The 25,781-nt window shown below is 70.9% G+C and carries 22 protein-coding genes; 11 read left to right on the forward strand and 11 right to left on the reverse strand.

Annotated elements, in window-relative coordinates:
* The first annotated feature begins 23 nt into the window (after positions 1-23).
* On the forward strand, positions 24-521 hold the full coding sequence (locus Van01_RS12750; RefSeq protein ID WP_239099040.1) for an SRPBCC family protein: 498 nt from the start codon (positions 24-26) through the stop codon (positions 519-521).
* A 13-nt stretch (positions 522-534) separates the two neighbouring features.
* Here Van01_RS12750 and Van01_RS12755 read toward each other — a convergent pair whose 3' ends face one another.
* A complete protein-coding gene (locus Van01_RS12755; RefSeq protein WP_204006288.1) occupies positions 535-1,752 on the reverse strand; it encodes a MalY/PatB family protein in 1,218 nt (405 codons plus the stop codon).
* Positions 1,753-1,923: 171 nt separating this feature from the next.
* Between Van01_RS12755 and Van01_RS12760 the strand changes: the two genes are divergently transcribed.
* Positions 1,924-2,472: a hypothetical protein gene (locus Van01_RS12760; protein WP_204006289.1), complete on the forward strand. Its 549-nt coding sequence runs from the start codon at positions 1,924-1,926 to the stop codon at positions 2,470-2,472.
* Positions 2,473-2,481: 9 nt separating this feature from the next.
* On the opposite strand, the gene Van01_RS12765 is transcribed toward Van01_RS12760, so the two are convergent.
* Positions 2,482-3,285, reverse strand: coding sequence for an HD domain-containing protein (locus tag Van01_RS12765; protein WP_204006290.1), 804 nt, complete (start codon positions 3,283-3,285; stop codon positions 2,482-2,484).
* Positions 3,286-3,588: 303 nt separating this feature from the next.
* Between Van01_RS12765 and Van01_RS12770 the strand changes: the two genes are divergently transcribed.
* Positions 3,589-4,554, forward strand: coding sequence for a DUF559 domain-containing protein (locus Van01_RS12770; protein WP_204006291.1), 966 nt, complete (start codon positions 3,589-3,591; stop codon positions 4,552-4,554).
* Between the two features lie 117 nt (positions 4,555-4,671).
* Here the strand turns inward: Van01_RS12770 and Van01_RS33005 are convergent, their stop codons facing one another.
* Positions 4,672-5,004, reverse strand: coding sequence for a DivIVA domain-containing protein (locus Van01_RS33005; protein ID WP_204006292.1), 333 nt, complete (start codon positions 5,002-5,004; stop codon positions 4,672-4,674).
* A 260-nt stretch (positions 5,005-5,264) separates the two neighbouring features.
* Between Van01_RS33005 and Van01_RS12780 the strand changes: the two genes are divergently transcribed.
* Positions 5,265-5,504, forward strand: a complete 240-nt coding sequence (locus Van01_RS12780) for a winged helix-turn-helix domain-containing protein (protein ID WP_204006293.1) — start codon at positions 5,265-5,267, stop codon at positions 5,502-5,504.
* 68 nt (positions 5,505-5,572) lie between these two features.
* Positions 5,573-6,505 (forward strand): HNH endonuclease, encoded by a 933-nt coding sequence (locus Van01_RS12785; RefSeq protein WP_239099042.1) that lies wholly within the window; start codon positions 5,573-5,575, stop codon positions 6,503-6,505.
* 68 nt (positions 6,506-6,573) lie between these two features.
* Here Van01_RS12785 and Van01_RS12790 read toward each other — a convergent pair whose 3' ends face one another.
* From Van01_RS12790 to Van01_RS12825, 8 genes are all read right to left on the reverse strand, one after another.
* Positions 6,574-9,372 (reverse strand): AAA domain-containing protein, encoded by a 2,799-nt coding sequence (locus Van01_RS12790; RefSeq protein ID WP_204006295.1) that lies wholly within the window; start codon positions 9,370-9,372, stop codon positions 6,574-6,576.
* Positions 9,373-9,674: 302 nt separating this feature from the next.
* Complete coding sequence (locus Van01_RS12795; protein ID WP_204006297.1) at positions 9,675-11,249, reverse strand: pectate lyase family protein; 1,575 nt, start codon at positions 11,247-11,249, stop codon at positions 9,675-9,677.
* A 93-nt stretch (positions 11,250-11,342) separates the two neighbouring features.
* Positions 11,343-12,734: a pectate lyase family protein gene (locus tag Van01_RS12800; RefSeq protein WP_204006299.1), complete on the reverse strand. Its 1,392-nt coding sequence runs from the start codon at positions 12,732-12,734 to the stop codon at positions 11,343-11,345.
* A gap of 216 nt (positions 12,735-12,950) precedes the next feature.
* The gene (locus Van01_RS12805) at positions 12,951-14,120 is read right to left on the reverse strand and encodes a Gfo/Idh/MocA family protein (RefSeq protein WP_204006301.1); all 1,170 of its coding nucleotides are present in this window, start codon (positions 14,118-14,120) and stop codon (positions 12,951-12,953) included.
* The gene (locus tag Van01_RS12810) at positions 14,117-15,607 is read right to left on the reverse strand and encodes a mannitol dehydrogenase family protein (RefSeq protein ID WP_204006303.1); all 1,491 of its coding nucleotides are present in this window, start codon (positions 15,605-15,607) and stop codon (positions 14,117-14,119) included. Before Van01_RS12810 ends, Van01_RS12805 begins: the two co-directional genes overlap by 4 nt.
* Entirely contained in the window at positions 15,598-16,899 is a 1,302-nt protein-coding gene (locus tag Van01_RS12815; RefSeq protein ID WP_204006305.1) for an enolase C-terminal domain-like protein, read from the reverse strand. The genes Van01_RS12810 and Van01_RS12815 overlap by 10 nt, the downstream gene beginning before the upstream one ends.
* Positions 16,896-18,323, reverse strand: a complete 1,428-nt coding sequence (uxaC, locus tag Van01_RS12820) for a glucuronate isomerase (protein ID WP_204006312.1) — start codon at positions 18,321-18,323, stop codon at positions 16,896-16,898. The genes Van01_RS12815 and uxaC overlap by 4 nt, the downstream gene beginning before the upstream one ends.
* A gap of 24 nt (positions 18,324-18,347) precedes the next feature.
* Positions 18,348-19,676: a Gfo/Idh/MocA family protein gene (locus tag Van01_RS12825; protein ID WP_204006314.1), complete on the reverse strand. Its 1,329-nt coding sequence runs from the start codon at positions 19,674-19,676 to the stop codon at positions 18,348-18,350.
* Between the two features lie 236 nt (positions 19,677-19,912).
* Between Van01_RS12825 and Van01_RS12830 the strand changes: the two genes are divergently transcribed.
* From Van01_RS12830 to Van01_RS12855, 6 genes are read left to right on the forward strand one after another with little or no spacing between them, the layout of a single operon-like run.
* On the forward strand, positions 19,913-21,043 hold the full coding sequence (locus Van01_RS12830; protein ID WP_204006316.1) for a LacI family DNA-binding transcriptional regulator: 1,131 nt from the start codon (positions 19,913-19,915) through the stop codon (positions 21,041-21,043).
* 19 nt (positions 21,044-21,062) lie between these two features.
* Complete coding sequence (locus tag Van01_RS12835) at positions 21,063-22,403, forward strand: ABC transporter substrate-binding protein (protein WP_204006325.1); 1,341 nt, start codon at positions 21,063-21,065, stop codon at positions 22,401-22,403.
* 30 nt (positions 22,404-22,433) lie between these two features.
* Positions 22,434-23,417 carry a carbohydrate ABC transporter permease gene (locus tag Van01_RS12840; protein ID WP_204006327.1) on the forward strand — a complete coding sequence of 328 codons (984 nt, stop codon included), beginning with the start codon at positions 22,434-22,436 and terminating at the stop codon, positions 23,415-23,417.
* Complete coding sequence (locus tag Van01_RS12845; protein WP_204006329.1) at positions 23,417-24,301, forward strand: carbohydrate ABC transporter permease; 885 nt, start codon at positions 23,417-23,419, stop codon at positions 24,299-24,301. Before Van01_RS12840 ends, Van01_RS12845 begins: the two co-directional genes overlap by 1 nt.
* Entirely contained in the window at positions 24,285-24,917 is a 633-nt protein-coding gene (locus Van01_RS12850; protein ID WP_204006331.1) for a hypothetical protein, read from the forward strand. Before Van01_RS12845 ends, Van01_RS12850 begins: the two co-directional genes overlap by 17 nt.
* Positions 24,914-25,753: a DUF6807 domain-containing protein gene (locus Van01_RS12855; RefSeq protein ID WP_204006333.1), complete on the forward strand. Its 840-nt coding sequence runs from the start codon at positions 24,914-24,916 to the stop codon at positions 25,751-25,753. Before Van01_RS12850 ends, Van01_RS12855 begins: the two co-directional genes overlap by 4 nt.
* Positions 25,754-25,781: the final 28 nt, after the last annotated feature.

The following is a 25,781-nucleotide window of genomic DNA, read 5'->3' on the forward strand; positions in this document are numbered from 1 at the left end:
TATAAAGCTATAACATGTCGACGATGCGAGAGGGGCCTGCCGTGGACCTGCGGTTCAAGATCGCCGGGCGGATCAGCCGTCCGGTGCACGAGGTGTTCGAAGCAGTGGCCGACCCCGACCAGCTCTCCCAGTACTTCACCACCGGGGGCGCGAAGGGCCGACTGGTCACCGGTGCCACCGTTAGCTGGGATTTCGCCGACTTCCCCGGAGCGTTCCCGGTCGAGGTGGTCGAGGTGGAGCAGGACCGGCGGATCGTGCTGCGCTGGGAGGCGGCCGACGGTGCCCAGTCCACCACCGACGAGCCGGTCGCCGGCGCGTCCTACTCCACCACAGTCACCATGGAGTTCGAGGCCCTCGGTGAGGATCGGACCCTGGTCACCATCGCCGAGCAGGGGTGGCGGCCCACCGCCGAGGGTCAGGAAGCCTCGTACGGCAACTGCCAGGGCTGGACCCAGATGCTCTGCTGCCTGAAGGCGTGGATCGAACACGGCATCAACCTGCGCGCCGGTTTCTTCGCCTGACCCGTCCGCCGCGCTAGCGGGCCGTCCTGTGGTGCTCGGTGACGGCGCGGCCCATCCGGGTCACCGCCTCGGTCAGGATCTCCGGTGAGGTGGCGAAGTTGAGCCGTACGAAGCCGGCACCGCCGGTGCCGAAGACGTGCCCGGAGCTGAGGGCGACCCGCGCCCGGTCGAGGAACAGCGCCGCCGGCCCGGCGACATCGGTCACCATGCCGGGCTCGTCGTCGACCGGCCCGCTGTCGATGCCGAGTGCGGTGCAGTCCAGCCAGGCGAGGTAGGTGCCCTCGGGCCGGTGGTGGCGAATTTTCGGTGCGTGCCGCGCCAGCAGCGACTCCAGCAGGTCGCGGTTCTCGTCGAGGCCGTCCAGCAGACCGTCCAACCAGTCACCGCCGTCGCGGAAAGCCGCAGTGTGCGCGATGACGCCCAGATGACTCGGCCCGTGGCCGACCTCCTCCGGCATCCGCCGCAGGTCCGTCACCGCGTGCCGGCCCGCCACCACGAGCGCCGCCTTCAGCCCGGCCAGGTTCCACGCCTTCGACGCGGACAGCAGGGCGAACGCGTCCTCCGCGCCGGGCACCGTGAGGTACGGCGTGAACCGCGCCCCGGGCAGTACCAGCGGCGCGTGGATCTCGTCGGACACCACCCGTACCCCGTGGCGGCCGGCGAGGTCGGCGAGCGCGTCGAGTTCGTCCCGGCGGTGGACGACACCTGTCGGGTTGTGCGGGTTGCACAGCAGGAAGACCGCCCGCCGGCCGCCCGCACGGGCCCGCCGGAACGCCTCGTCCAGCGCCGACAGGTCCATCCGCCGGTCCGCGCCGAGCGGCACCTCGACCACCCGCCGGTCGGCGTGACTGACGAAGGCGTAGAACGGTGGGTACACGGGTGAGCAGAACACGACAGCGTCGCCCGGCCCGGTGAGCAGCCGCAGCACCTCGACGATGCCGAGCATCACGTCCGGCACCACTGTGACGCGGTCGACCGGCAGCTCGGACCAGCCCCACCGCCGGGCCGCGAAGTCGCCGAGCGCCTCGGCGTACGCCGTCCCGTAGGCGTACCCGGTGTCGCCGCGTCCGACCGCGTCGTGCAGCGCCTCGGCGACGGGCGCGGCCAACGGCACGTCCATCTCGGCCACCCACAGGGGCAGCACGTCATCGGCGTACTGGCGCCACTTGACGCTGGTCCGCCACCGCAGTTCGGACAGGGACAGCTGGGTCAGCGGGTTCACGGTCGTCACTGCCGATCAGGGCTTGCGGGCCATGGGCTCAAGGCTCGCGGTGAGATCGGGATCCGGGCTGGCCATGCCGGGCTCCTAACGGAGGAGGGCCTGGATCATCGATCGTACCCATCGCGGATCCACTGTCGGCGGGTGGACGATGGCTGCCGGCGGCTGCCAGGCTGTGCGACCATGGACAGTCTCGCTGCGCAGCTACCGGCACTGCTCGGTGTGCTGGTCGGCACCATCGGCACGATCGTCGCCACGTCACTGGCGGACAGGTCCCGGTGGCGACGCAACCAGACGGTGCGCTGGGACGAGCGCCGGCTCGACGCGTACGCCGAGTTCGCTCGTGCGCTGAAGGAGGCGCACACCATCGCCAGCCGGCTGATCGGCGGTCACGTCGACCGCGACGAGGCGCTCGCCGCGCTCGCCGAGGCCGACTTCCGGCACACCCTGGCCTGGGAGAACACGCTGCTGCTCGGCGACGCGCCGACGGTGGCGGCGGCGCGGGCCTGGCGGGACAGTGTCTGGGAGGTCGAGCGGCTGGCCCGGGACGGTCAGGCCGACGCCGACCGGGTCACGTTGCTGCACCGGGCCAACGAGGCACGCGACGGGTTCTACCGTGCCGCCCGTGGCGGACTCGGGGTCGGCGGCGGGTCGGTGGCCCAGGCCGAACTCCTGGTGAGCCGGCTCAACCCGCCAACCGCACCACATACGGGTGCCCCGGCCCAACGGTGATCGACCGGTTCAGGCAGGGTGGGCGGGCTGGTCGAGGATGGCGCTGAAGCGTTGCTCGGCCAGGTCGAGCTGCTCCAGGATGTGTCGCTTGACCGGCTCCGACAGGGGAGTGTCGGCACGGGTGACGAGGTCGCGGTACACCGGCACCAACGGGCGGTACTTGCGGGCCGACGACTCGACCTTCGGGCCGACGGAATGGATCACCCCGACGCCGTTGTCGGTGAAGTCGGAGACCTTGATGACCCGAGCCCAGGGTTCCCGTTCCAGACTTGCCGCGACATGCTCCCGGTACTGCTCGTACCGGTCCCGCCCAGGATCCCAGGGCGGGTTGGTGACCGCCGCGACCAGCCGCGCCACCCGCGACCCGAACCGCGCGGCGAGCACCCCCAACGCCGCGTCAGTCAGGTCCTCGGCCAGCTCCCCACCGCGGCTCGGCTGCCCACCGCTGCTCGGCCCCGCACCTCTGCCCGGCCCCGCGTCACTGCTCAGCTTCCCGTCGCCGACCAGCTCGGCGGGATGGTCCTCGACCGTGTCGTGCAGCAGGCCGGCGACGATGACATCGACGTCGCGTACCTGGTAGTGGTGCATCATCCGGATCGCCACCCGGAGCAGATGATTGACGTACGGCTCCCGGGACCGCCGATCATCGCGATGCAGCCGCGTGGCCAGCTCCAACGCCTCGTCGAGCCGTTGCCGCTCCGCGGCCCCGAACCTCTCGACCTCCAGCCGGAACCGCTCCCGCAGCCCGGCCTCGCCGTGCATCTCGGTGATCGCGTGCATCGGCATCGTGGCCAGATACGGCGGCAACTCCATCCGTCCCTTATATCGGATCACCCCCACCTTTCGCCGGACCGGCGACCCCCGCCAACCACGGGATCAGTCCAACCTTGCGACCCCGCACAGCCCCGCGCCTGCGATCCGTGGCAGCCCCGGTGCTCGACACGCCGACCATGAAGCACCTCCACTGCCACAGATCCGGATCCGGGGGGTGCCCGTGGAGAACGGCTGGCTGTAGCAGATTCTGGCTGACGGGAGATTTCCACAGTCGGGTTCCGTATCCACAGGCGCAGGGGAGGGGGTGGTGATGGAAGAGGGCGGGGCGGCACGGTCGGTGGCGTGAACACGGTGCTGAGGGAGTTGCTGGCGCGGAGCGGGGGTCTGGTGACCAGGGCGGACGTCGAGCAGGTGGTGCCCCGGTGGGTTCTCCAGAAGGCGTGTCGGGCGGGTGGCCTGGTGCGCGTGCTGCCCGGGGTGTTCGCCTCGGCGCAGCTGCTGGTCGCCCGGCCCCGGGACGCTCCCGCGCTCAACCGACTCGACCCGTCCGTGGCCCGCCGTGCGGTGTGCGCCTGGGCGCGAGGACGGGCGGCGTTCAGCCACCTCACCGCCTTGGATCTGTGGGGCTTACGCCAGCAGGCGAGCGCCGACCTGCTGCACCTGAGCGCACCGAACGACAGTGGCCTACGCGGTCAGCCCGGTGCGCGGGTCCACAGGCGGCGCCACCTCACCCTCCAGCCGCCTCAGGTGGTGGTGCGCCAGGGGCACCCGGTGACCCGCATCGAGCAGACCCTCGTCGATGCCTGGCCGCTGCTGCCACCCGCCGAGCAACGGGCACCGATCATAAAGGCCGTCAACGACCGGCTCACCACACCGGCGCGGGTGGCCTCGGCCCTGCGCGACGCGTCGAAGCTGCCGGACCGGGCGGCACTGCACACGTTGCTGATCCGGCTGGCCGATGGCTGCCGGAGTCCGCTGGAAATCTGGGGGCACGATCACGTCTTCATCGGCCCGGGCATGCCCGCGTTCCAGCGACAGGGGCGGATCACGATCGGACGCCGCACCCTGTACCTCGACCTCTTCGCCGAGCAGGAACGGGTCAACATCGAACTCGACGGGGCAACGACTCACGGTGACCCCCGACAGCGCGAGATCGACCTGCGCCGGGACGCGCTGCTGGCGACCGCCGGCATCCTGGTGGTCCGCTTCGCCCACCGCCGCCTGATTCACGAGCCCGACGACGTACGCCGGGAAACCCTTGCCATCCTCGCGACCCGCCGGCCCTCGACGCCCCGCCCCTGTCGTTGACACACCCGGTGTGGTCGCTGATCGACACCACACGCAGGGTCAGCGCCCGGTCGCCGGCGAACTGCACCGAAGCCCGGCCGTCGATCCGGAGCAGGTCGCCGGGCTCGGGGCGGACGGTCACCAGGGGCCCTGGTTCGGCGGGCGGCAGTGCCGGGCGTGCATCGACTGCCAGTCGCGCAGCGTCCGCTTGAGCCTGTCGTTCTCCTGGGCGAGTCTGCGGATCTGCTGGTACAGATCGGTCAGCTCGTCGGCGACCGTGGCCTGGAACTCGCGTACCTGATCGGGGTCGACCCCACGACGACGCCTGTCGAAAGTGCGGGTCCGCACCTCGTGCGGAGTCAACCGGGTCGGACAGCCGGTCCCGAAGGGCCGACCACCTCGGTACACCTGGGCCACGACGGTCCTTTCCTCGGGCAGTCGGGAACACGGAGGGTCGGTGCGGTGGTGCATGGAAGGGCGGGCCGTGCGTGGCCGGCGTCCGCACGGCCCGCCCGCTCGGCCGCCGCAGCCCAGTTCGGCGGTACGACGGCAGAGCAGCTTGCTGGGTCGGGACGGGCACGCGCACCCGTCCCGACCAGGGGGATGAGCCGAACTCGTTGCCACGCGAGGACCGGCCCGGAACCAACATATCTAGACATGCTAGATGAGTCAACGCTGCTTGTTAGGCGCGTCGCGGTGTGATCGAATCGGATTGCCACGCGAGGAGTGCCATGCGAGAAGTGCCGGACTACTGGCGCATCGCCGACGATGTGATCGCCGATGTCGAGTCCAAGAAGTTGAAGCCGGGGGACAGGCTGCCCTCGATTGCCGAGTTGCGGGCGACCTACGACGTGAGTCACGGGACCGTGCAGATGGCCTACGCAAGGCTCGAAGCGTTGCGGGTGATTCGGCGGCAGCAGGGGAAGGGTGTCTTCGTGACCGATCCGAAGACCTGGATGCGGGAGCCCTGACATCAACATCCGCGAAACCGACCGTTCGGGGGTAGCGGGTAGATCAAGTCCGATGCACGCTGATTGGCGTGAAGGGCTTTGTCGGCGTGACAGACGAGAAGTGGTACCGGTTTCTGGCCGAGCGTCCGGGCCTCACCGAAGTCAACTTCTGGCGGCCCTCCGGCGGCAGCTTCCGGGCCCTCACACCTGGTGAGCCCTTCTTCTTCAAGGCGCACTACCCGCTCAACCGGATCGTCGGCGGAGGCTTCTTCAGCGGTTTCACTCAGCTGAGGATCTCCGAGGCCTGGGAATTGTTTGGCGAGGCCAACGGCGTCGCCAGCCTGGATGAGATGCGTCGCAGCGTCGGCCGCTATCGTAAACAGCCGATTGGACTCGACGAGGATCCCGTCATCGGGTGCATCTTCGTACGTGACAGCGCCTTCTTCTCCGATGATTCGACGGTCAGCCCGCCACCGGGTTTCGCGTCCAACGTGGTTCAGGGCAAGACGTACGACCTGGGCGACCCCGCTACGGCCAGGTACTTCGACCTTCTGCTGCATCGCCTGTTGGGCTTGACCGTCGAAGTGGACCTCAGTGAGCCCTGGCATCGACCCGGGCCTGTGTACGGCGACCCGCGACTCGTACCGCAACGCCTCGGCCAGCAGTCATTCAAAGCCGTAGTGCTGGGCGCCTACGGACGGCGTTGCGCCATCACCGGCAACAAGGTCCAGCCGGTGTTGCAGGCGGCTCACATCCGACCGCTACCACAGGGCGGGGAGCACCGGATCGACAACGGGCTGCTGCTCAAGTCTGACGTGCACATCCTCTTCGACCGGGGATATCTGGGTGTGGACCCCAAGTTCCGCCTGATGGTCAGCCCTCGATTGCGCAGTGAATTCGGCAATGGCGACCAGTTCTACGCGAAGGCCGGCACGTCCATCACACTTCCGGAGCGGCGGGCCGACCGGCCCAACGCCGAGTACCTCGAGTGGCACCTGGACACCGTATTCAAAGCTGCCTGACCACCGGGTCACGCGGTCCGACACGACGACCGCCATGCCCACCGCGTGGTTCGCCGCTGCGGCAGTACTCACGAGCTGGCCGGCTTGAGCTTTCTCTGGGCGTCGTCGTGGATGCGGGTGGCGAGGTCGAGGGCGGCGCGGATCGGGTCGTCGGACCAGCGGCTGGCGAACGCGTCGTACAGTCGCCAGCCGGCCCGGGTGAGGGTGCGTTGCCGTTCGATGTGCGCGGCCACGCCGTCCGGGTGCACCCCGCACACCAGGCCGATCGGGGCCTCGTCGCTGACGCACAGGTCGACCCGCCAACGGCCGACGGGATAGCCGGCCCGCACGGGCAGCCCGATCCGCGTCAACTCGACAGCGAGCGCGCTCGCCCACGGGTCTACCGCAGCGGGTGACGTTCCGGTGGCGTCAAGCGGTTGTCCGGCGTACCGGAGATAGTCACCGACGATGCCCTCCGGGGCCTGGAGCGACGTGACCACGGTGAGCTGTTTCCTGGCCCGGGTGACCAGGACGTTGAACAGGTTCGGCTCGGCGACGAACCGGTGCCGGGCCGGTGGGTCGTCGTCGACCAGCCCCAGGGTGGCGATCACCACGTCCGCCTCGCTGCCCTGGAACGCGTGCACCGTGCCGGTGCGCAGGCCGATCCGTTCGATCGCGTCGACGTCGTACGCCGACAGCAGCGCCGTCTCGACCGCGTCGGCCTGGGCGCGGAACGGGCTGATCACGGCGACGCCGCCCGGCGGTGGCTGGGCCGCGAGGGCGGCGACCAGGTCGAGCACCGTCGCCACCTCGGCCTGGTTGACGCCGTCGACGACGGCGGCACCGGCTACCCGCACCACGTCGATGGCGTCGGCCCGTTCGGTGCCCGGGTGCCGGGTGACGAGTTCCAGCCGGTCGTCGTAGAACCGGCGGGCGGAGAATCCGATCAGGTGCGGTGCGCAGCGGTGGTGCTCACCGAGCCAGGTGACGGGTGCGGCGCCGGCCGCCACGTCGAAGGCGCTCGCCCGGCGTACGTCGAGCCGGTCGGTGAAGCGTTCCAGGCCGTGCCGGTGCAGCGTCGCGGTCACGTCCGCGTCGGAGACGAAGGAGACGAACCGCAGTTGCCGTGGATCGCCGGCGACGAGCGCCCGGCGGGCCCGGGCCAGCACCGGGGCGGCCCGCAGCTGGTCGATGTGCGCCGCCTCGTCGAGCACCACCAGGTCGAACATGCCGGCTGCCGGTGGCAGCAGATCCTCGACGTCGGCCACGGTGCCCACCCACAGGGGCAGTGCCCGCACCAGCGCCTCGGCGTCCAGGGTGGCGAGCAGTTCGCGGCGGCGGTTGCGGCCGGCCCGCAGGGCGGTGCCCAGGCCGTTGGCGGCGCGCCGGGCGTCGCCGGTCCACCGTCGCGCGCTGGCGGTCTGATTGCGCAGCGCCGCGCCGACCGTCTCGGCGAGCGCCTCGTCCGCCTCGGTCAGTGCCCGCCAGGCGGCGGCCAGGTCCGTGCCGCCGTGCGAGGAGAGCCGGGCGGCTGCGCGTACGGCGTCCGCCGCGTCCACCGCCGCCCGCACCTGGGGCACGGGTACACCGGTGGCGGCTCCGGTGAGCCGGTGGAGCCGGCGGGTGGCGCGGGACCGCCGCCACCGGGACCACCAGTCGTCGCCGTTCCGGCTCGCCTCGTGCAGGGCGGCGCGGATCGCGGCGAGGTCGGAGTCCGGCTCGAACACCGCCGGGGCGTCGTGACTCAGGGCGGGCAGCAGCGGCTGCCAGTCGGGCAGTGTGGCGGCGAGCCGTTCCTGCTCCAGTGCCGCGGTGATGCCGGCTCGGGCACCGGCGACCCGGTCCCGGGCGGCGGAGACGGCTGTGGTGTCGCGGCGCAGTTGTGGGTCGTCGACACCGACGGCGACGCCACCGGCGAGTTCGGTGGCGATGGCCCCGCGCCGTTCGGCGTCGCCGAAGAGCACAGGCGGTGGGCCCGGATGCCGGCGCAGCAGTTCCCCCAGCACCTCTGCGGCGTGCGTCGACTGGGTCGCCACCAGTACCGATCCGCCACGCGCCACGGTGTCCAGCGCGGCGGCGACCAGGGCGTGACTCTTGCCGTTGCCCGGTGCGCCGGAGACCACCACCACGGGTGCCGTCCTGGTCCGTCGGATCACGTCGCGCTGCGCGGCGTTCAGCGGCAGCGGTGACAGCACGTCGTCGGCGTCGGTGAGATCGTCGACGATCGGATCCCGTGCCGTGCCGTCGGTGCCGAGGTAGAGCCGGTTCAGGGCGGTGTCCGCCAGTCCGGGTCGGCCCGCCCAGCTCAACAGGGTGTCGCGGAGACGACCGGCGAACACGTCGCGGGTCACGAAGACCGCTGCGGCGGCGACCCCGGTGACGTCGTCATCGATGCCGCGCGGTGGCCGCGACTGGACCGTCGTCACCTTCAGGCCGGCGGCCTCGGCCGCCGCGCTGATCCAGGCGGTGGTGCCTGGTGCGGTCAACCAGCCGGGGCCGGCCAGCCCAGGTGCCTCCTCCAACCGGGCGGCGAGTTCCCGGTCCTCGACGAGGGGGGTCAGTTCCAGGTCACCGGCGGGCACAACCCGGTAACCGCGTCGGCCGCGTTGCAGTCGTACCGGCTGCGCCAGTAGCGGCAGTCGGATCCGTCGCCGCGTGCCGTCCAGGTCGGCCGTGCCGATGAGGAACGCCAACCCGAGGCGGAGGATCCGCTCGTCGCGGTGCAGGGCGTCCAGCGCGGCGAGCCGGTCCAGTCGTGCGCCGCGCGGCCCCCGGTGCGGTTCCGGCAGCCAGACCAGTGGCCGACCAGGCCCGGAGACGTCGAGGATCCGCTCGGCACCGGCCGGGGCCAGGTCGGCGAGCGCGGTGAGGATGGCCGCCGCGTGCATCGCCCGCAGATTCTGCCCTACGCGGTCACGGCCACCCTCCCGTCGGTGGCCGCAGTCGTGCGCCGGGTACCGCGCCGTCGCCCGTTGCCCGTCGGCGCGGCCCGCTCCCTGGCCGTGGACCGGGATGGAGGTACTGCTGTGCCCCCTTTGCTCTGCTTCAACCCACGCATCGGTTCCAGGACGGATCCGTTGCGTCAGGTGAAGCAGAGCAGAGGGGGGCGGGGAGAAGCAAAGGAGGCGTGGGAGAAACAATGGTGGGAGCCGGCGACATTCGACGGCTCCCACCATTCGGTGCGGTGAGGTCAGCTGGCGTAGGTCTCGAACTCGGCGACCCGTGGCGTGCCTGTCGAGCTGGTGATGTCGAAGGTGACCTTGCGCATCGACGTCCTGGTGAAGCTGACGACGCCCGCGCCGGTGCCGGAGGCCAGTACCGCGCCGGTGTCGTGGTTGAGCACCCGCCAGTTGCGGATGTTGCCGACGGAGCCGGACGCCTCACGGATGTTGATCCGCGACACCGCGGTGGCGGAATCCCACTTGATCGAGATCTGGCCGGTGGCTCCGTTCGGTGACCAGGCGGTGTTCATGTTGCCGTCGCGCACGTCGCCGTAGCTGGTGCCGCTGGCCTTGCTGGAGCCGTCGGAGCCGGCGCCGATGCTCAGGTTGGTGCCGCTGGGCTGGCTCGGCGTCGGCGTCGGGTTGCTTGTCGGCGGCGGGGTGGTGGTGGTTGTCGGGCCCGGGGTCGGGCTGGTCGGCCCGGCGGTCGGGCTCTGCGGCGTGCAGTTGCCGTTGGAGGTGCGGATGCCCTTGTTCGCGCCGGCGGTCTGGCTGACGATGCTCGGCACGCAGCTGGCCGCGTCGAGGCGGAACGAGTACGGGATGCTGACGCTTGTGTTGGAGGTCGGGTTGGGGCCGGCCGGGTTGGTGTCGCCGCTGCGGCTGGACCAGGTCACGTTGTCGAAGATGTTGCCGCTGACCTGCCAGTAGCCGGCCTGGTCGGTGTAGAAGGTGCCAAGCACGTCCTTGGCGTTCTGGAAGTAGTTGTTGTCCACCTTGGCGCGAGCGCCGGCCCGGGAGTTGATGCCGGACTCGTTGAGCCGTACGTAGTGGTTGTTGTAGATGTGGGCGATGCCGCCACGCAGCAGCGGCGCCCGGGAGTCGATGTTCTCGTACAGGTTGTGGTGGAACGTGACGTAGCCGTTGGACAGGTCGCTCTCGCTGGACCCGATCAGGCCACCCCGACCGGAGTTGCGCAGGATGCTGTAGGACAGCGTCACGTACTGGGTGTTGTTCTTCATGTCGAACAGCCCGTCGAAGCCTTCCGACTCGCCGCCGGACGCCTCCAGGGTGACGTGGTCGACCCACACGTTGCGGACGTTGGCCTCCATGCCGATGGCGTCGCCGCCGTTGGAGGTGGGCGAGCCCGACTTCTTGACGTTCCGCACCGTCACGTTCTGGATGACGATGTTGCTGGCCTCGCGGATGTGGATGCCGATCTGGTCGAAGACGGCCCCGTTGCCGACGCCGAGGATCGTGACGTTGCTGATCTGCTTGAGTTCGATCACGTCGGCGGCGGTGTTGCAGCTTGAACCGGAGACCTTCGTGGTGTTGCCGTGGTTGATGGTCCCCTCGACCTGGATGATGATCGGCGTGCTGCTGCTGGCCCGGTTGCACAGGGCCGCGTGGATCTGGGTTCCGCTGGTGGCGCGTACGGTCTGCCCGCCCGAGCCGCCGGTGGTGCCACCGTTGCCTGTCGCGAAGCCGGTGGCGCTGCCGACCGCGGCCGACGCCTGTGGCGTCGTCAGGGCCACGCAGACCACGGCGCCCGTTGCGGTGGCGGCCAGTCCCGCGAGGAGTCGGAGTGCGACGTGTCGTCTCATCCTCGTCTCACCTTCCTTTGTGATGGTGGTGGTGGAGTGCGGAGGGCCCCTTCCGGAGGTGCGGTGGGGAGGGGCTCGCTCAACAGGTGTGGGTCACAGCGGTAGGCGGTCGGCGCCGGCGAGTGGGCCGACCACCAGTGGCACCAGCGGTGCCGGCAGCACCGGGCCGTGCCGCAGCGTCGGCGTCCAGCCGGCGTCGGGGTCCAGGTCGGGATCGTGTACGGCGTTGTACGCGGCCACCAGGTCCACCGGCCGGGACGGGCCGTCGGCGGGGTCTACCCAGTTGCCCCGGGTGGTGATCGCGGTACCGCCCCAGTCGTAGAGCAGGTCGGCGGCGCTGACGCCGGTGCCGAGGGTGAAGTGGTTGTTCTCGGCGTGGACCGCGGACTGGACGCCGACGCCGATGGCGTACTCGAAGCCGTCGCCACCGAGCCGGTAGGCGTTGTTGTAGACATCGACCTGACCGAAGCGGACCCGGGGCAGCCGCTGGAGCACGGTGTCGAACAGGTTGTGGTGCAGCGTGACGTTCAGCCGGCCGACGTCCGGGCCGACCGTGTTGGACGAGCCGATGAGCATCAGCTTGTCGCGTCCGGAGAACCGGTTCCAGGAGGCGGTGACCAGGCTGGCGGTGTGGGTGACGTCCAGCGCGCCGTCGTGCACCTGGTACGGCCGTCCGAAGTGGATCGGTTGGGCGCTGTCCGGGTTGTCACCGTCGGTGAACGTGTTGTGGTCGATCCACACGTTTTCGCTGCGGCGCACCGAGACCTGGTCGTACTGCGAGTTCCAGTTGCCGGCCTCGCCGTCGGTGGGGGACCAGGCGGGAAAGCAGTCCCGGGCGTCGTCGAAGGTGATGTTGCGGACGATCACGTTCGACGCCCTGTCGATCATCAGAGTGAGACCTGTCAGTCGGCCCCCCCGTAGCCCGATGATCGTGGTGTTCGGGCCCACGTTGATCTGGGTCTGCCGGGTCTGGTTGGTCACCGACCGTGCCCGCGCCTGCTCCAGTGGCCCGCTCGGCGCCACCCGGCCCCACACCGCCGGGTCGTACGCGGCCAGGTACGCCGCCAGCGAGTATTCGGGGTCGGCCAGGTCGGTGCAGTCGAGCAGCCGGCCGTCGGCGGCTTCGAAACCGTCGACGCTGCCGCTGACGTACACGATCTTCGGGGTGGCGTTCGTCGCGTTCGTGGCGTTGTCGCCGCCGAGCGCGGCGACAAGTTCCGCCCGGCTGCGCACCACGCGGATCTGATCGGCCGAGGCGGTGGCGCCTCCGGTGGTGCCGGGCCCGGCGGCGGCCCAGCCGTCGCCGGCCGGAAGGGCCTGCCGGCCGAGCTGGCGGGCCAGTGGTGAGAGTGGGGCCCTGGTGTCCCGCTCAAGGTGCCTGCCGGTGGGCGAACCCGGCTCGCTCGACGGTCGTGCCATGGCGGCGGTGGGGGCGGCGGTCAGGGCGACAATGATCGATGCCGCGGCGGCGGCAAGTCTGCGCATCGGCTCGTTCCGTTTCCTTCGTCGCTGTTTCGTATTGATGACGAAGGTTACGGTTATGTTTTTATTGGGGTCAATATTATTGGTGTGCAGATTTGTTGCATTAAATAGCGTCGGGTGGCATCACCCCGACCTGCTCTGGTCGGGTAACCGCTGTTCATCGCATTTTCTCCGATCCTGTGTGGACCGGAGATTTGCAGTTTGTTGCGGCGACGCCTCCTATTCTTGCCCGAGCGGATCGGTTCGCCAAGGGGCTGTCGCCCAGGGCACGCCGAGTTCCGACGGCAGTCGGCCCTCGTCGACCACCCGACGCAGCACCTTGTTGACACCCCGCACCCGCAGCACCCGCTGTGGACCGGCACCGTCGGTCTCCACACGTTCGCCGTCGAGCAGCGTCGGCTCCGGTGCCGCCTGCAGGGCGGTCAGGACGGCGGTGAACGGTGCGGTCCGGGCCAGCGGCGCGATCAGTGGCACCCGGGGATCGGCCCGATGGGCCAGCAGGTTCTCCAGCAGCCCGCACCGGCCGGGCACCGCACCGGCGGTGGCCTCGCCGGGCAGCAGCAGCCGGTCGGTCGGGTACTCCAGCACCGCCCGGCCGGCGTCGCCGGTGACGATCACCTCACCGGCGATGAAGTCCTCACCGGCGAGGGTCACCGCGGCCACGATCGGTGGCCCGTGCCGGGGCCGTACCCGCAGTGCTGCGGTGTCATCCACCTCGATGGGCCGTACCCGGTAGCGCTCCACCTCGATGCTCACCGGCTCCACCGGCCCGCCGCCGACCACCTCGGCGACCGCCAGGCATTGCATCACCGCGTGGGCGAGCGGATTGGCCAGCGCGCCGTCGAGCACCGGCCGTCCGTCGAGGGTGCGCCGCCCAGCCCAGGGTGAGCGGGCGTAGTAGGCGTCCGGGCGTTGCCAGGCGGCCACCGTGGCGATGCCGCTCACCGCGCCCACCCGGCCGGCCGCCACTGCGTCCGTCAACGCGGTGAGCGCCGCCGAGCCGAGGGCCTGGAACCCGACCTGCACGACCCGACCGGTGGTGGCCAGCGCGCCGGCCAGTTCCTCGTGCTCGGCGGTGGACAGCACAGGTGGCTTCTCCACCAGCACGTCCGCACCGGCGGCCACCGCGTCCCGGGCGATGCGCAGATGGGTGTGCGGTGGGGTGCAGATGACCACCACGTCCGGCGCGACGTCGGCGAGCATCGCCCGGTGATCGGTGAACACCGGCACCCCGGCCGGGACCGGGGCCGCCGGTTCCGGCTCGATCGGCCGGGTGTCGACAAGCGCGACCAGCCGGACCCGGCCGGCGTCGTGCAGCGGACCGATCACCCGACGGTGCCATCTCCCGTGCCCGTTCGCGCCCACCAGCGCCACCCGGGGACTCGTCACGCCGCACCGGCCAGAGTGGCGCGTACCCCGTGCTGGTGCAGGTCGGTGAGCCAGGCCAGCACGTCGGCGCGGACCTGATCGTCGGCGGCCACCTCGGGCGGGACGACCTCGTCGAGGCCGAGCACGGCGTCCACCGCCCCGGCCGGGGTCTGCGGCGCGGCGGCCAGCGCCGCGCGGATCCGTTCCGCCAGCGGGTCGTCAAGCGGCAGAGGCCGGCCGTCGTCGGCGCTGCCCTGCACGAACCGGATCCAGGCGGCGACGACGAGTGCCGCCCAGCGGGCCGGTCGTCCGGCCGCCCGCAGGTCGGCGACCGTGTGCAGGATGCGCTGCGGCAGCTTCTGCGAACCGTCCATCGCCACCTGCAGGGTGCGGTGCCGGATCGCCGGGTTGGCGAAACGGTCGAGTACCTGATCGCCGTAACCGACCACGTCCACCCCGTCGGGTGGGGCGAAGCTGGCGGCCACGTCCTCGGCGATCAGCCGGCGCAGCACCGTGTCCAGGTGCGGCAGCGCGAGGGCGTCCGCGATCGTCTCGCAGCCGGCCAGCGCGCCGAGGTACGCGGTAGCCGAGTGCACCCCGTTGAGGGCGCGCAGCTTCAGCCGTTCCCACGGTCCCGCGTCCGCGCAGAGCACCGCCCCGGCGCGGTCCCAGGCGGGACGACCGCCGGGGAAGTCGTCCTCGATCACCCACTGGGTGTACGGCTCGGCCGCCACCGCCGCGAGATCCTCGACGCCGAGTGCCCGCTGGGCCGCGGCGAGGGTCTCCGGGGTGCTGGCCGGGACGATGCGGTCCACCATGGTGCCCGGAAAACCGACGTGCGCCTCGACCCAGTCGACCGCCGGTGGCGGAGTGCCCGCGTACGCCAGGGACTGGGTCACCAGGCCGCGCAGCCGGCGGCCGTTGGCGGGCAGGTTGTCGCAGCTGACCAGGGCGATCGGTCCGGCGTCGGCGGCGGCGCGGGCCAGCAGGCCACGCACCAGCAGGCCCGGCACGGTGGCCGGTGGCCGGTCGGTGGTCAGGTCGGCGACCAGGTCGGCGTCGGGGCGCAGCGTGCCGGCGGCCGGGTCGAGCTGGTACGCCTTCTCGGTCACGGTCAGGGTGACCACCCGGATCGACGGGTCGGCCAGCAGGGCCACCACCGCCTGCGGGTCGGCGGCGGCCAGCCGCACCCCGGCCAGCGCGCCGACCACCCGGGTGCGCCGGTCGGCGGCGGACAGCGTGCTGACGCTGAAGAGATTGTCCTGGGCGGCGAGGGTCGCCACGAGCGCCGCGTTGCGGGGTGCCACGCCGACGATGCCCCAGTCGCCGCCGGCCAGGCCGATCGCCTGTTCGGTGTAGACCGCCTGGTGGGCCCGGTGGAAGGCGCCGAGACCGAGGTGCACCACGCCGGCCGGCACGGTGCCCGGCCGGACCAGCGGACGCGCCTCGGCGGGCAACCGGCGCACCACCCCCAACCCGAGGCGGGACGCGCCCACTGTCACCGCCACGCCGGACCGTCCGGGAAGCGGAAGGTGGCGATCGACTCGGGATGCATGGTGGCGCTGTAGCCCGGTGCGGTAGGCAACAGGTAGCGCCCGTCGCGGGTGCGTACCGGGTCGACGAAGTGCTCGTGCAGGTGATCCACGTACTCCACCATCCGCCCCTCCAGGCTCGTGCCCACCCGTAGGTAGTCGAAGATCGCCAGGTGCTGCACGTACTCGCAGAGACCGACCCCACCGGCGTGCGGGCAGATCGGCACCCCGAACTTCGCCGCCATCAGGATCTCGGCGAGCACCTCGTTGACCCCGCCCACCCGGCACGCGTCGATCTGCATCACGCCTATCGCCTCGGCCTGTAGCAACTGCTTGAAGATGACCTTGTTGGCGGCCACCTCGCCGGTGGCGACCCGGCACCGCCCGTCGGTCAGCTCACCCATCGCGCGGGCGATCCGGGCGTGACCGAGGACGTCGTCGGCGTGCGTCGGCTCCTCGATCCAGTACGGGTCCACCTCGGCGAGCGCCGTCATGTTGGTGATCGCCTCGTCGACGTCCCAGACCTGGTTCGCGTCCATCATCAGCAGGGCGTCCGGGCCGATCTCCGCCCGGATGATCCGGGCCCGCCGCAGGTCGTCGTCGGGCGGGCCGCCGACCTTCATCTTCATCGCCCGCCATCCCTGCTCGTACGCGGCCCGGGTGAGCGCCCGGACCTTGTCGTCCGGGTAGCCGAGCCAGCCCACCGAGGTGGTGTACGACGGGAAACCGTCCCGTTCCAGCCGGCCGAGCCGGTCGGTGAGCCCGTCGCGTCCCTTGTCCAGGATCGCGGCTGCCTCGTCCGCGGTGAGCGCGTCGGTGATGTGCTTGAAGTCGACGTTCGCCACCAGCTCGTCGGTGGGCAGTTCGGCCAGGTAACGCCACATGGGCTTACCGGCCAGCTTGGCCCGTAGGTCCCACACCGCGTTGACCAGCGCGCCGGTGGCCATGTGGATGACGCCCTTCTCCGGGCCGAGCCAGCGCAGCTGCACGTCGGCGACGAGCGAGCGCCAGAACGCCACCGGCTCGGCGGCGATCTCCGCCACGCTGCGTCCCCGTACGTGGTGGGACAGCGCGTGGACGGCGGCGCAGGTGATCTCGTTGCCTCGGCCGTTGGTGAAGGTGAAGCCCGCGCCTGTCGGTCCGTCGTCGGTGCTCAGCTCCACGTAGGTGGCCGAGTAGTCGCCCCTGTTTATCGCGTCGGAGCCGTCGCCACTGGCGGCTGTGGGAAACCGTACGTCGTGCACGGTGACCTCGGTGATGCTGGTCATGACTCTTCTCCGAACTTGAAGACCCGCTTCGGCAGCCGGTACGCGAGGTCGACCATGGTCTCGGCGGCCTCGTCCATGGGCAGCCGGTGCTCGGCGACCAGCCGGGCCAGGAAGCCGGCGTCGATGCGGCGTGCCACATCGTGGCGGACCGGGATGGAGCAGAACGCCCGGGTGTCGTCGACGAACCCGGCGGTGTTGTAGAAGCCGGCGGTCTCGGTGACCGACTCGCGGAAGCGGCGCAGCACCTCGGGGGAGTCCAGGAACCACCAGGGCGCACCGAGCAGCAGGGCGGCGTACCCACCGGCCAGCGGCGCCAGCTCCCGGGTGAAGGTGTCCTCGTCGAGGGTGTACAGCACCACCCGCAGCCGGGGATCGTTGCCGTACGCGTCCAGCAGCGGGGCGAGGGCGTGCACGTACTCGGTGACCTGCGGGATGTCGCCGCCGACGTCGCGGCCGTGCCGGGCGTGCAGCCACCGGTTGTGGTTGCGTACCGCGCCGGGGTGCAGCTGCATGACCAGACCGTCGTCGAGTGACATCCGGGCGAACTCCAGCAGCATGTGTGCCCGGAACGCCTCCGCGTCGTCGGGCTCCGCCGCACCCCGTCGCGCCCGGTCGAACAGCGTCGCCGCGTCGGCACCGAGGTCGAGAGTGCGGGCGGTGGGGTGGCCGTGGTCGGAGGAGGTGGCACCGGCGGCGATGAAGGCGGCCCGGCGGGCGCGCAGGGCGGCCAGATAGCCGGCGTACGTCCCGGTGTCCTCGCCGGTGATCTCACCGAGCTGGTCGACGTTCGTCGACCAGCCCTCGAAGTCCAGGTCGACCACGTTGTCCGGGCGGAAGGTGGTGACCACCCGGCCGCCCGGCCCGCCCCAGCCGTCGGCGGCGAGCTTGGCGTGCCGGCCCAGGTCGTCCAGGGGTGACTCGGTGGTGGCGAGCACCTCGATGTTGAACCGTTCGAACAGCGCCCGGGGTCGGAAGCCGGGCTCGGCGAGCCGGGCCGCGAGGGCGTCGTACACCTCGTCGGCGGTGCCCGGGGTGAGCCGGGTGTGGACGCCGAACACCTCGGTGAAGGTCTGCTCCAGCCACAGCCGTGACGGGGTGCCGCGGAACAGGTGCCAGTGGTCGGCGAACCGACGCCAGATCCGTCGCCCGTCGGTCTCCACCGGGCTGCCGTCGTGGCTGGGGACGCCCAGCTCGCCGGGGCGCACGCCCTGGCTGAGCAGCATCCGGGTCACGTAGTGGTCGGGCACGATGAGCAGCTGCGACGGGTCGGGGAACGGCTGGTCCTCGGCCAGCAGCGCGGGGTCCACGTGCCCGTGCGGGGAGATGATGGGCAACTGCGCCACGAGCGCGTACAGCTCCCGGGCCAGCGCGCGTTGGCCCGGCTCGGCGGGGAGGAGCAGATCGGGTCTGGTCGAGGTGGGCACGGCAAGCGGCTCCTGTGGTCGGTGTCAGTCGAGGGTGAGCAGGTCGGCCACCCGCACCGGGGCGCCGGTGTCGAAGGACCGGTTGGCGGCCAGGCCGGTGAGCAGGGCCAGCGCCCCGTCGCGGGCGCTGGCCGCGCGGTGCAGCGGATCGGGTACGCCACCGAACAGCACCTGGGTCATCCGGGTGTCCGCCCCGCCGTGCCCGTGCCGGGTGTACCCGTCGACCTCGATGCGTCGCGGCGGTGACCAGAAGGGACGCAGGGTCAGCGTGGCCGCGCCCCCCTCGTCGGCTGCCTGGTCGCCGTGCAGCGCGGCGCCCTTGAGCGCGCCGGCGGCGGCCGGACTGACGAACTCGCTCTCGGTGACCTCCAGTTCGAGGCGGCCCCGGCTGCCGTTGACCATCACCCGGTAACCCTCCCAGGGCGCGTACGCGGTGAGGTGGTAGGTCATGGTGGCCCCGGTGGAGTAGGTGGCCAGCACCGCCATGTCGTCCTCGATGCTGACCCCGGGGGCGAAGACGTTGCGGTCGCGGTGGTAGCCGTCCTCGGCCTCGGCGTCCAGGTACAGCTCGCGCAGCCGGGGGTGCTCGGCCAGGCGCAACGCGAACGGGTCGTCGTCGGCGTCCGGCGAGGCGTGCGCCCGGTCGTAGTCGCGGGCGTAGCCGTGGCGGCGGCCGGCGTCGCCGTAGAAGAACAGCCGGCCGGCTGCGTACACCTGCACGGGGGTGGCGTCCAGCCACCAGTTGACCAGGTCGAAGTGATGGCTGGCCTTGTGCACCATCAGGCCGCCGGAGCTGGCCTTGTCACGGTGCCAGCGGCGGAAGTAGTCGGCGCCGTGGCGCACGTCGAGCAGCCACTCGAAGTGCACCGAGCCGATCTCGCCGACCGCACCGTCGGCCAGCAGCCGGCGGACCTGCTCGTGCAACGGGTTGTAGCGGTAGTTGAAGGCCACCGTCACCCGCCGTCCGGTTCGCCGGACCGCGTCGAGGATCCGCTGGCAGCGCGGTGCGTCGGTGGTCATCGGCTTCTCGGTGACCACGTCGCAGCCGGCCTCCAGCGCGGCCACCACGTACTCGTCGTGGGTGACGTCCACGGAGGTCACCAGCACCACGTCGACGTGTTCCTTGGCCAGCATCGCGAGGAAGTCGTCCGCGTGGTACGTCGGCACCGGCCGATGGCCCAGCTCGCCGAGCCACCGGTTGTGGGCGTCCATCCGAGCCTGGTTGACGTCGGCGAACGCGACAAGCTCGGCGGTGTCGGCGTGGTCGCGCACCAGCGCGCGGACGAACATCTCGGCGCGTGCGCCGGTGCCGACCACGGCGTGCCGTACCCGCCTGCCAGGTTGCGGTGACACCTACCGACCCTCCTCGATCTCTCTGCAAACCTTTGCATTGAAGTAACCACGGTCGATCGGCCTTCGTCAACGAGCGTCGAAAAATCGGCGGCCTTTGCCCCGTTTGATGGGCTTAAATGCGCATGGAACGTGGCCCGCCGAAACACAGCTGTAACCATCCACCGTTGACACTGGAGCAACCGTTTGCATTAATTGGCGACACCGTGACCGCCGACACATCGACGAAGGGGGCCTGGATGCCAGTCACCATCAGGGACGTCGCACGGGCCTCCGGCGTGCACATCTCCACCGTCTCCCGCACCTTCTCGGCACCCCACCTGGTCAATCCGGAGACCCGGGTACGGGTGCTCGCGTGCGCCGAGGATCTGGGCTACCGGCCGAACCGGGCCGCGCGCGCTCTCATCACCGGCCGTACCCACAACATCGGGCTGATCATCGCCGACATCGCCAACCCCTTCTTCCCGCCACTGATCAAAGCGGCGGAGAGCCAGGCCCGACACCGCGACTACCACGTCTTCGTGGCCGACACCAATGAGGACGCCGCCGCCGAGGAAGAACTGGTCCACGCGTTGGCCAAGCAGGTCGACGGGGTGCTGCTGTGCAGCCCCCGGATGAGCAACAGCCTGATCGAGCAGCTCAGCCGGGAGGTGCCACTTGTGGTGGTGAACCGACAGCTGGCCGGGCTGCCGTGTGTGCTGATGGACGTCGGGCAGGGCGCCCGCTCGGCCATCGAGCACCTCGCCGGGCTGGGCCACCGGGAGATGGCGCTGCTCGCCGGGCCGCGCGGTTCGTGGACCAGCCGGGAACTCCGCCGGGCGGCCGGCGCCGCCGCCCGGGCCGCTGGTGCGGACCTGACGGTCATCGGTCCCAACCCGCCCACCGAGGCCGGCGGTCTGGCCCAGGCGGAGCAGGTCCGCCGGGCCGGCGTGAGCGCCGTGCTCGCCTACAACGACCTGATGGCGATCGGCCTCCTGGAGGGGCTCGACGCACTCGGGGTCCGGGTACCGCAGGAGATAAGTGTCGTCGGCGTCGACGACATCTCCCTGAGCCGGCTCACCCGTCCCAAGCTGACGACGGTGGCCACGCCTACCGCGGCCGCCGGCCGGACGGCCGTCGACATGCTGCTGCAACAGGACACCGACCTCCCGCGTACCGCGCGGGGCGGCGGTTCCACAGTGGCGGTCGGCGTCCGTCGCACCACCGCACAGGTAATGCTCCAGACCGAGTTGGTCATCCGCGACTCCACCGGGCCGGGCCCCTACGCCGGTCGGGAACGTCCCGGAGCCGCTGCCGCTGGCCCGGGCCCGCATCGCCGTGCGGACCCGGGCAACCCGATCGTGGCCGCCGGTGACGTCGTCGCCTCCTAACGCCAAGGAGTGAGCGCACATGCACCCCGCAACGCACCCCACCGCCAGCGCGCCCGACGGGCGCACCTACCGTACCCCCCAGCTACGCCGCCGGTTGCTGCGCGGCCTGCTCGCCGCCGTGGTGGCCCTGCCGCTCGTCGGCATGGCCGCGGCCTGCGGCGATGACGCCGGCTCCGACGGCAAGACCAAGATCTCCATCTTCTGGTGGGGCGGCGACGCCCGCGCCCAGCTCACCGAGCAGGCACTCGACCTCTACACGCAGAAGAACCCCGACGTCACCTTCGAGAAGACCTGGCAGGCCAACCAGGGTTACTTCGACAAGCTGGCCACCCTCACCGCCGGTGGCAACCCGCCGGACATCTTCCAGATCGACGACAACTTCCTCGCCGAGTACGCGGCCCGCAACACCACCCTGGACCTCAAGCCGTACCAGGACTCGGGCAAGCTCGACACCACGAAGTTCCCGCCCAGCCTGCTCCAGTACGGCGTGGTCGACGGCAAGCTCGCCGGCGTCGCCTCCGGGGAGAACACCCAGGGCCTGGTCTACAACAAGACGCTGCTGGTGAAGAACGACCTGCCCGAGCCGACCACCGGGATGAGCTGGGAGGAGCACATCGCCTGGGCCGAGCAGGTCAGCAAGAAGACGGGCGTGCCCGGCACCCAGGACCCGAGCGCCGACTACAAGGCGTTCTGGGTCTGGCTGCGCCAGCAGGGCAAGGACCTCTACTCCGGCACCGACCTCGGCTTCACCGCCGAGGACGTGACCAAGTGGTTCGAGCTGTGGAAGGGCGCCCGGGACCGGGGCGCCACCCCGACCCCGGACGTCATCCACGAGGGCAACGCCACGGACATCACCAAGCAGCTCGTGGTGACCGGCAAGTCGGCCACCTCCTGGGTCTGGGTGAACCAGATGCCGGAGCTGAAGAAGAACACCACGGACGAGCTGGGTGTCATCGCCTACCCGGGTGACCCCAGCGGCCAGTGGGCCCGCGCCTCGATGTACTGGTCGGTCTTCCGGGGCAGCAAGAACGCCGACATCGCGGTGGACGTGATCAACTTCCTGGCGAACGACCCCGATGCGGTCAAGCTGCTCGGCACCGACCGGGGACTGCCGTCCAACCTGGACCTGCGCCGGGTGGTCAGCGACGACACCACCGACGAGGCGATGAAGCAGTCCATCGCAGTGGAGACCGAGTTGGCCGAGTCGTTCGGTGAGTCGCCCCAGGTGCCGATCAAGGGCCACAGCAAGGTTCGCGCCGAGCTGACCAAGGCCGCCGAGAACGCCCAGTACGGCCGGGCCACCCCGGCCGAGGCCGCTGCCCAGTTCGTCGAGGCATGCAAGGCGGCAATCGCCTCCTGACCCGCCGCACCACCCGGAGAGGAGCAGTTCGTGGCGTTGACCACGGCGCCCGACCCGACCCGACGCGGCAGCGGATCCGTCCGGCCCGACGCCAAACGGCGCGGGACCGGACGGATCCGGCACGGGGAAGGTCTGGCCGGATACGTTTTCCTGTCGCCCTGGCTCATCGGTCTGATGGGCATCACGGCGATACCCATGCTGTTGTCGCTCTACCTCAGCTTCACCAACTACGACATCCTCACCCCGTTGTCCGAGGTGGAATGGGTCGGGTTGGCCAACTACGAGCGGATGTTCACAAGCGACCCCTCGTGGTGGCACTCGGTACGGGTCACCCTCAGCTTCGCCCTGATCGCCGTACCGCTGAAGCTGGCCGCGGCGCTCGGGGTCGCCCTGCTGCTCAACCGCGCCTGGCGCGGAGTCGGGCTGTTCCGTGGCCTGTTCTACCTGCCGTCGCTGCTCGGCGGCAGTGTGGCGCTGGCCATCGTCTGGGTCAACATGTTCAACCGGGACGGCGCGTTCAATTCCTTCCTCGCCCTCTTCGGTATCGAGGGCAAACCCTGGGTCAACGATCCGGACTGGGCGTTGGAGACGTTGATGGTGCTCGCCATCTGGCAGTTCGGCGCACCGATGGTGATCTTCCTGGCCGGGCTCAAGCAGGTGCCGACCGAGCTGTACGAGGCCGCCTCGGTGGACGGGGCCGGCAGGTTCCGGCAGTTCGTCAACGTGACCCTGCCGATGCTCTCCCCGGTGATCTTCTTCAACCTGGTGCTGGAGACGATCAACGGCTTCCAGGGCTTCACCGCCGCGTTCGTGCTCAGCAACGGCACCGGCGGGCCCGTCGACTCGACCCTGATGTACACGCTCAACCTCTACATCACCGGCTTCACCGACCTGGAGATGGGCTACGCCTCCGCGATGGCCTGGGTGTTCCTGCTCGCCATCGCCCTCATCACAGTGGTCTTCTTCAGCACCGGCCGGTTCTGGGTGCACTACTCCGACGGGGAGGACAGCTGATGGTGGCCAGTACCGTCGCCCCGCCCGTGGCGACCCGCCCGCGACGCCCCCGCAGCCGTTCCTGGCTGCGGCTGGTCGTGCTGCTGGCCATCGTCGCGGTCGTGCTCTACCCGCTGTTCTGGATGATCGGCACCTCCGTGAAGTCCCAGGAGGAGATCGTCAACAACATCGGGCTGCTGCCCCGGAACTTCACCCCGGGCAACTACCTCGACGGGTGGACCAACTTCGACGTCAGCTTCGCCCGCTTCTTCCTCAACAGCGCCATGGTCAGCCTGCTCACCGTGGTCGGCAACGCGGTGAGCTGCCTGCTGGCCGCGTACGCCTTCGCCCGGCTGAAGTTCCGGCTGCGCGGGGTGTGGTTCGCCGTCATGATCGGCACCCTGCTGCTGCCGGGCCACGTGCTTATCGTGCCGCAGTACATCCTCTTCCGTACCCTCGGCCTGGTCGGTGGGGAATGGCCGTACCTGCCGCTGCTGATCCCGCAGTTCCTGGCCACGGAGGCGTTCTTCGTCTTCCTGATGGTGCAGTTCATGCGCGGCATCCCCCGCGAGCTGGACGAGGCGGCCCGGATCGACGGCGCGAACGCGTTCGGCATCTTCCGGCACGTGATCCTGCCGCTGAGCCGGCCCGCGCTGGTCACCACCGCGATCTTCTCGTTCATCTGGACCTGGAACGACTTCTTCCGGCAGCTTGTCTTCCTGTCCAACCTGAGCGACTACACGGTCCCGGTGGCGCTGACCCTGTTCATCGACTCGACAAGCCAGAGCGCCGTCGGGCCGATGTTCGCCATGGCGGTGCTGTCCCTGCTGCCGGTCTTCCTGTTCTTCGTGGCCTTCCAGCGGATGCTCGTCGAGGGGATCAACACAAGTGGACTCAAGGGCTGACGCTCGCGCCGAGCGGCGTGGGTCGGGGCGGGACTGGCGGGACACCGTCAGCGACGCCGCCGACCTCGCGTTGCTGGGCATCCTGGCCGTGCTCGCCGCGGCGCCGGTGCTGACCGCCGGTGCCGCGGTCGGCACCGCCAGCGCGGCCGTGCACGACTGGCTCACCACCGGCAGTTGGCCGCCCGCACGACGTACGCTGTCGCGCTTCGGCCGGGCGCTGCTGCCGGGGGTGCCGGCGGTCCTGATCGGCCTGGCCGCCGCCGGACTGCTCGTCGCGGACCTGGCCGCGTTGGCCACCGGTCGGGTCCCGGGCGGTACGGTGGCGCTGGTACTCACAATCGTCGTCGCGGCGGCCCTGCTCGGCTACGCCGCCGCGATCGTGGTCGAGGTGGGGCGTGCCGGCGGCACCGGGTGGCGGTCGGCGGTCACCCGGGCCGCCCGCGCCTGCCTCGACCACCCCGCGAACTGGGCCGCCCTCGCCGGCACCACAGTCCTCGTGGTCCTGCTGGCTGTGCTCGTCACCCCGGTGGCGGTGCCGATCCTCGCCGGGTACGCGCTGGCCGCCGTGCACGCCGTCGCCCGCCGCCGGTCGGTCGCCCGCGTGGAGCTGTCGTGACCGAACCCCAACTGGTCGTCGACGGCACCCCGGTCGCCAGCTACGTGCTCGCGCCCGACCTCGACGTCCGGCACGGGCCCCGGCCGTACCTGCATCCGGTGCGTACCCTGGCCGGCACCCAGGTCACCGACGTGCTGCCCGCCGATCACGTGTGGCACCTCGGGGCGTCGCTGGCCGTGCAGGACGTGGCCGGCACCAACCTGTGGGGCGGGCGGACGTACGTGCGTGGCACCGGCTACACGTGGCGCGCGGACCACGGCCGGATCGTGCACACCGGATGGGAGCACCTGGCGACCGACCGGCTCGACCACCGGCTGCACTGGTGCGACCCGACAGGTCGGGTGCTGCTCACCGAGCGGCGGGTGCTCGCCGCCTCGGCGCTACCCGGTCACCAGAGCGCCTGGCGACTCGACCTGACCAGCACCCTCACCGCGCCCGCCGACCGCGACATCACGCTGGGCAGCCCGGCCACAAACGGTCGCCCCGGCGGCGCGGGCTACGGCGGGTTCTTCTGGCGCGCGGTGACGGCCGAACCGCCCGAGGTCTGCACCGCCCGGCTGGCCGGCGAGGAGCAGGTAAACGGGTGCGCGGAGCCCTGGGTGGCGATGCGGGCGCGGGCGCCGGAGGGTGGCGCGTACACCCTGGTCTTCAGCGGTCTCGGCGACGGCGACAGGTGGTTCGTCCGGACCGCCATGTACCCGGGGGTCTGTGTGGCCTTCGCCTTCGAGCAGACCCTGACCATCCCGGCCGGCACCAGCCGGCGCGGTCACTACCGGGTGGCCGTCGCTGACGGCACGCTCGACCGCGACACCGCCGCCACCCTCGCCGACGCCTGAGAGCCAGCTCGGCGCGTCCGGCCCTGGT

It is taken from the genome of Micromonospora andamanensis, from assembly GCF_016863495.1.
GTDB classification, from domain to species: Bacteria; Actinomycetota; Actinomycetes; order Mycobacteriales; family Micromonosporaceae; genus Micromonospora; species Micromonospora andamanensis.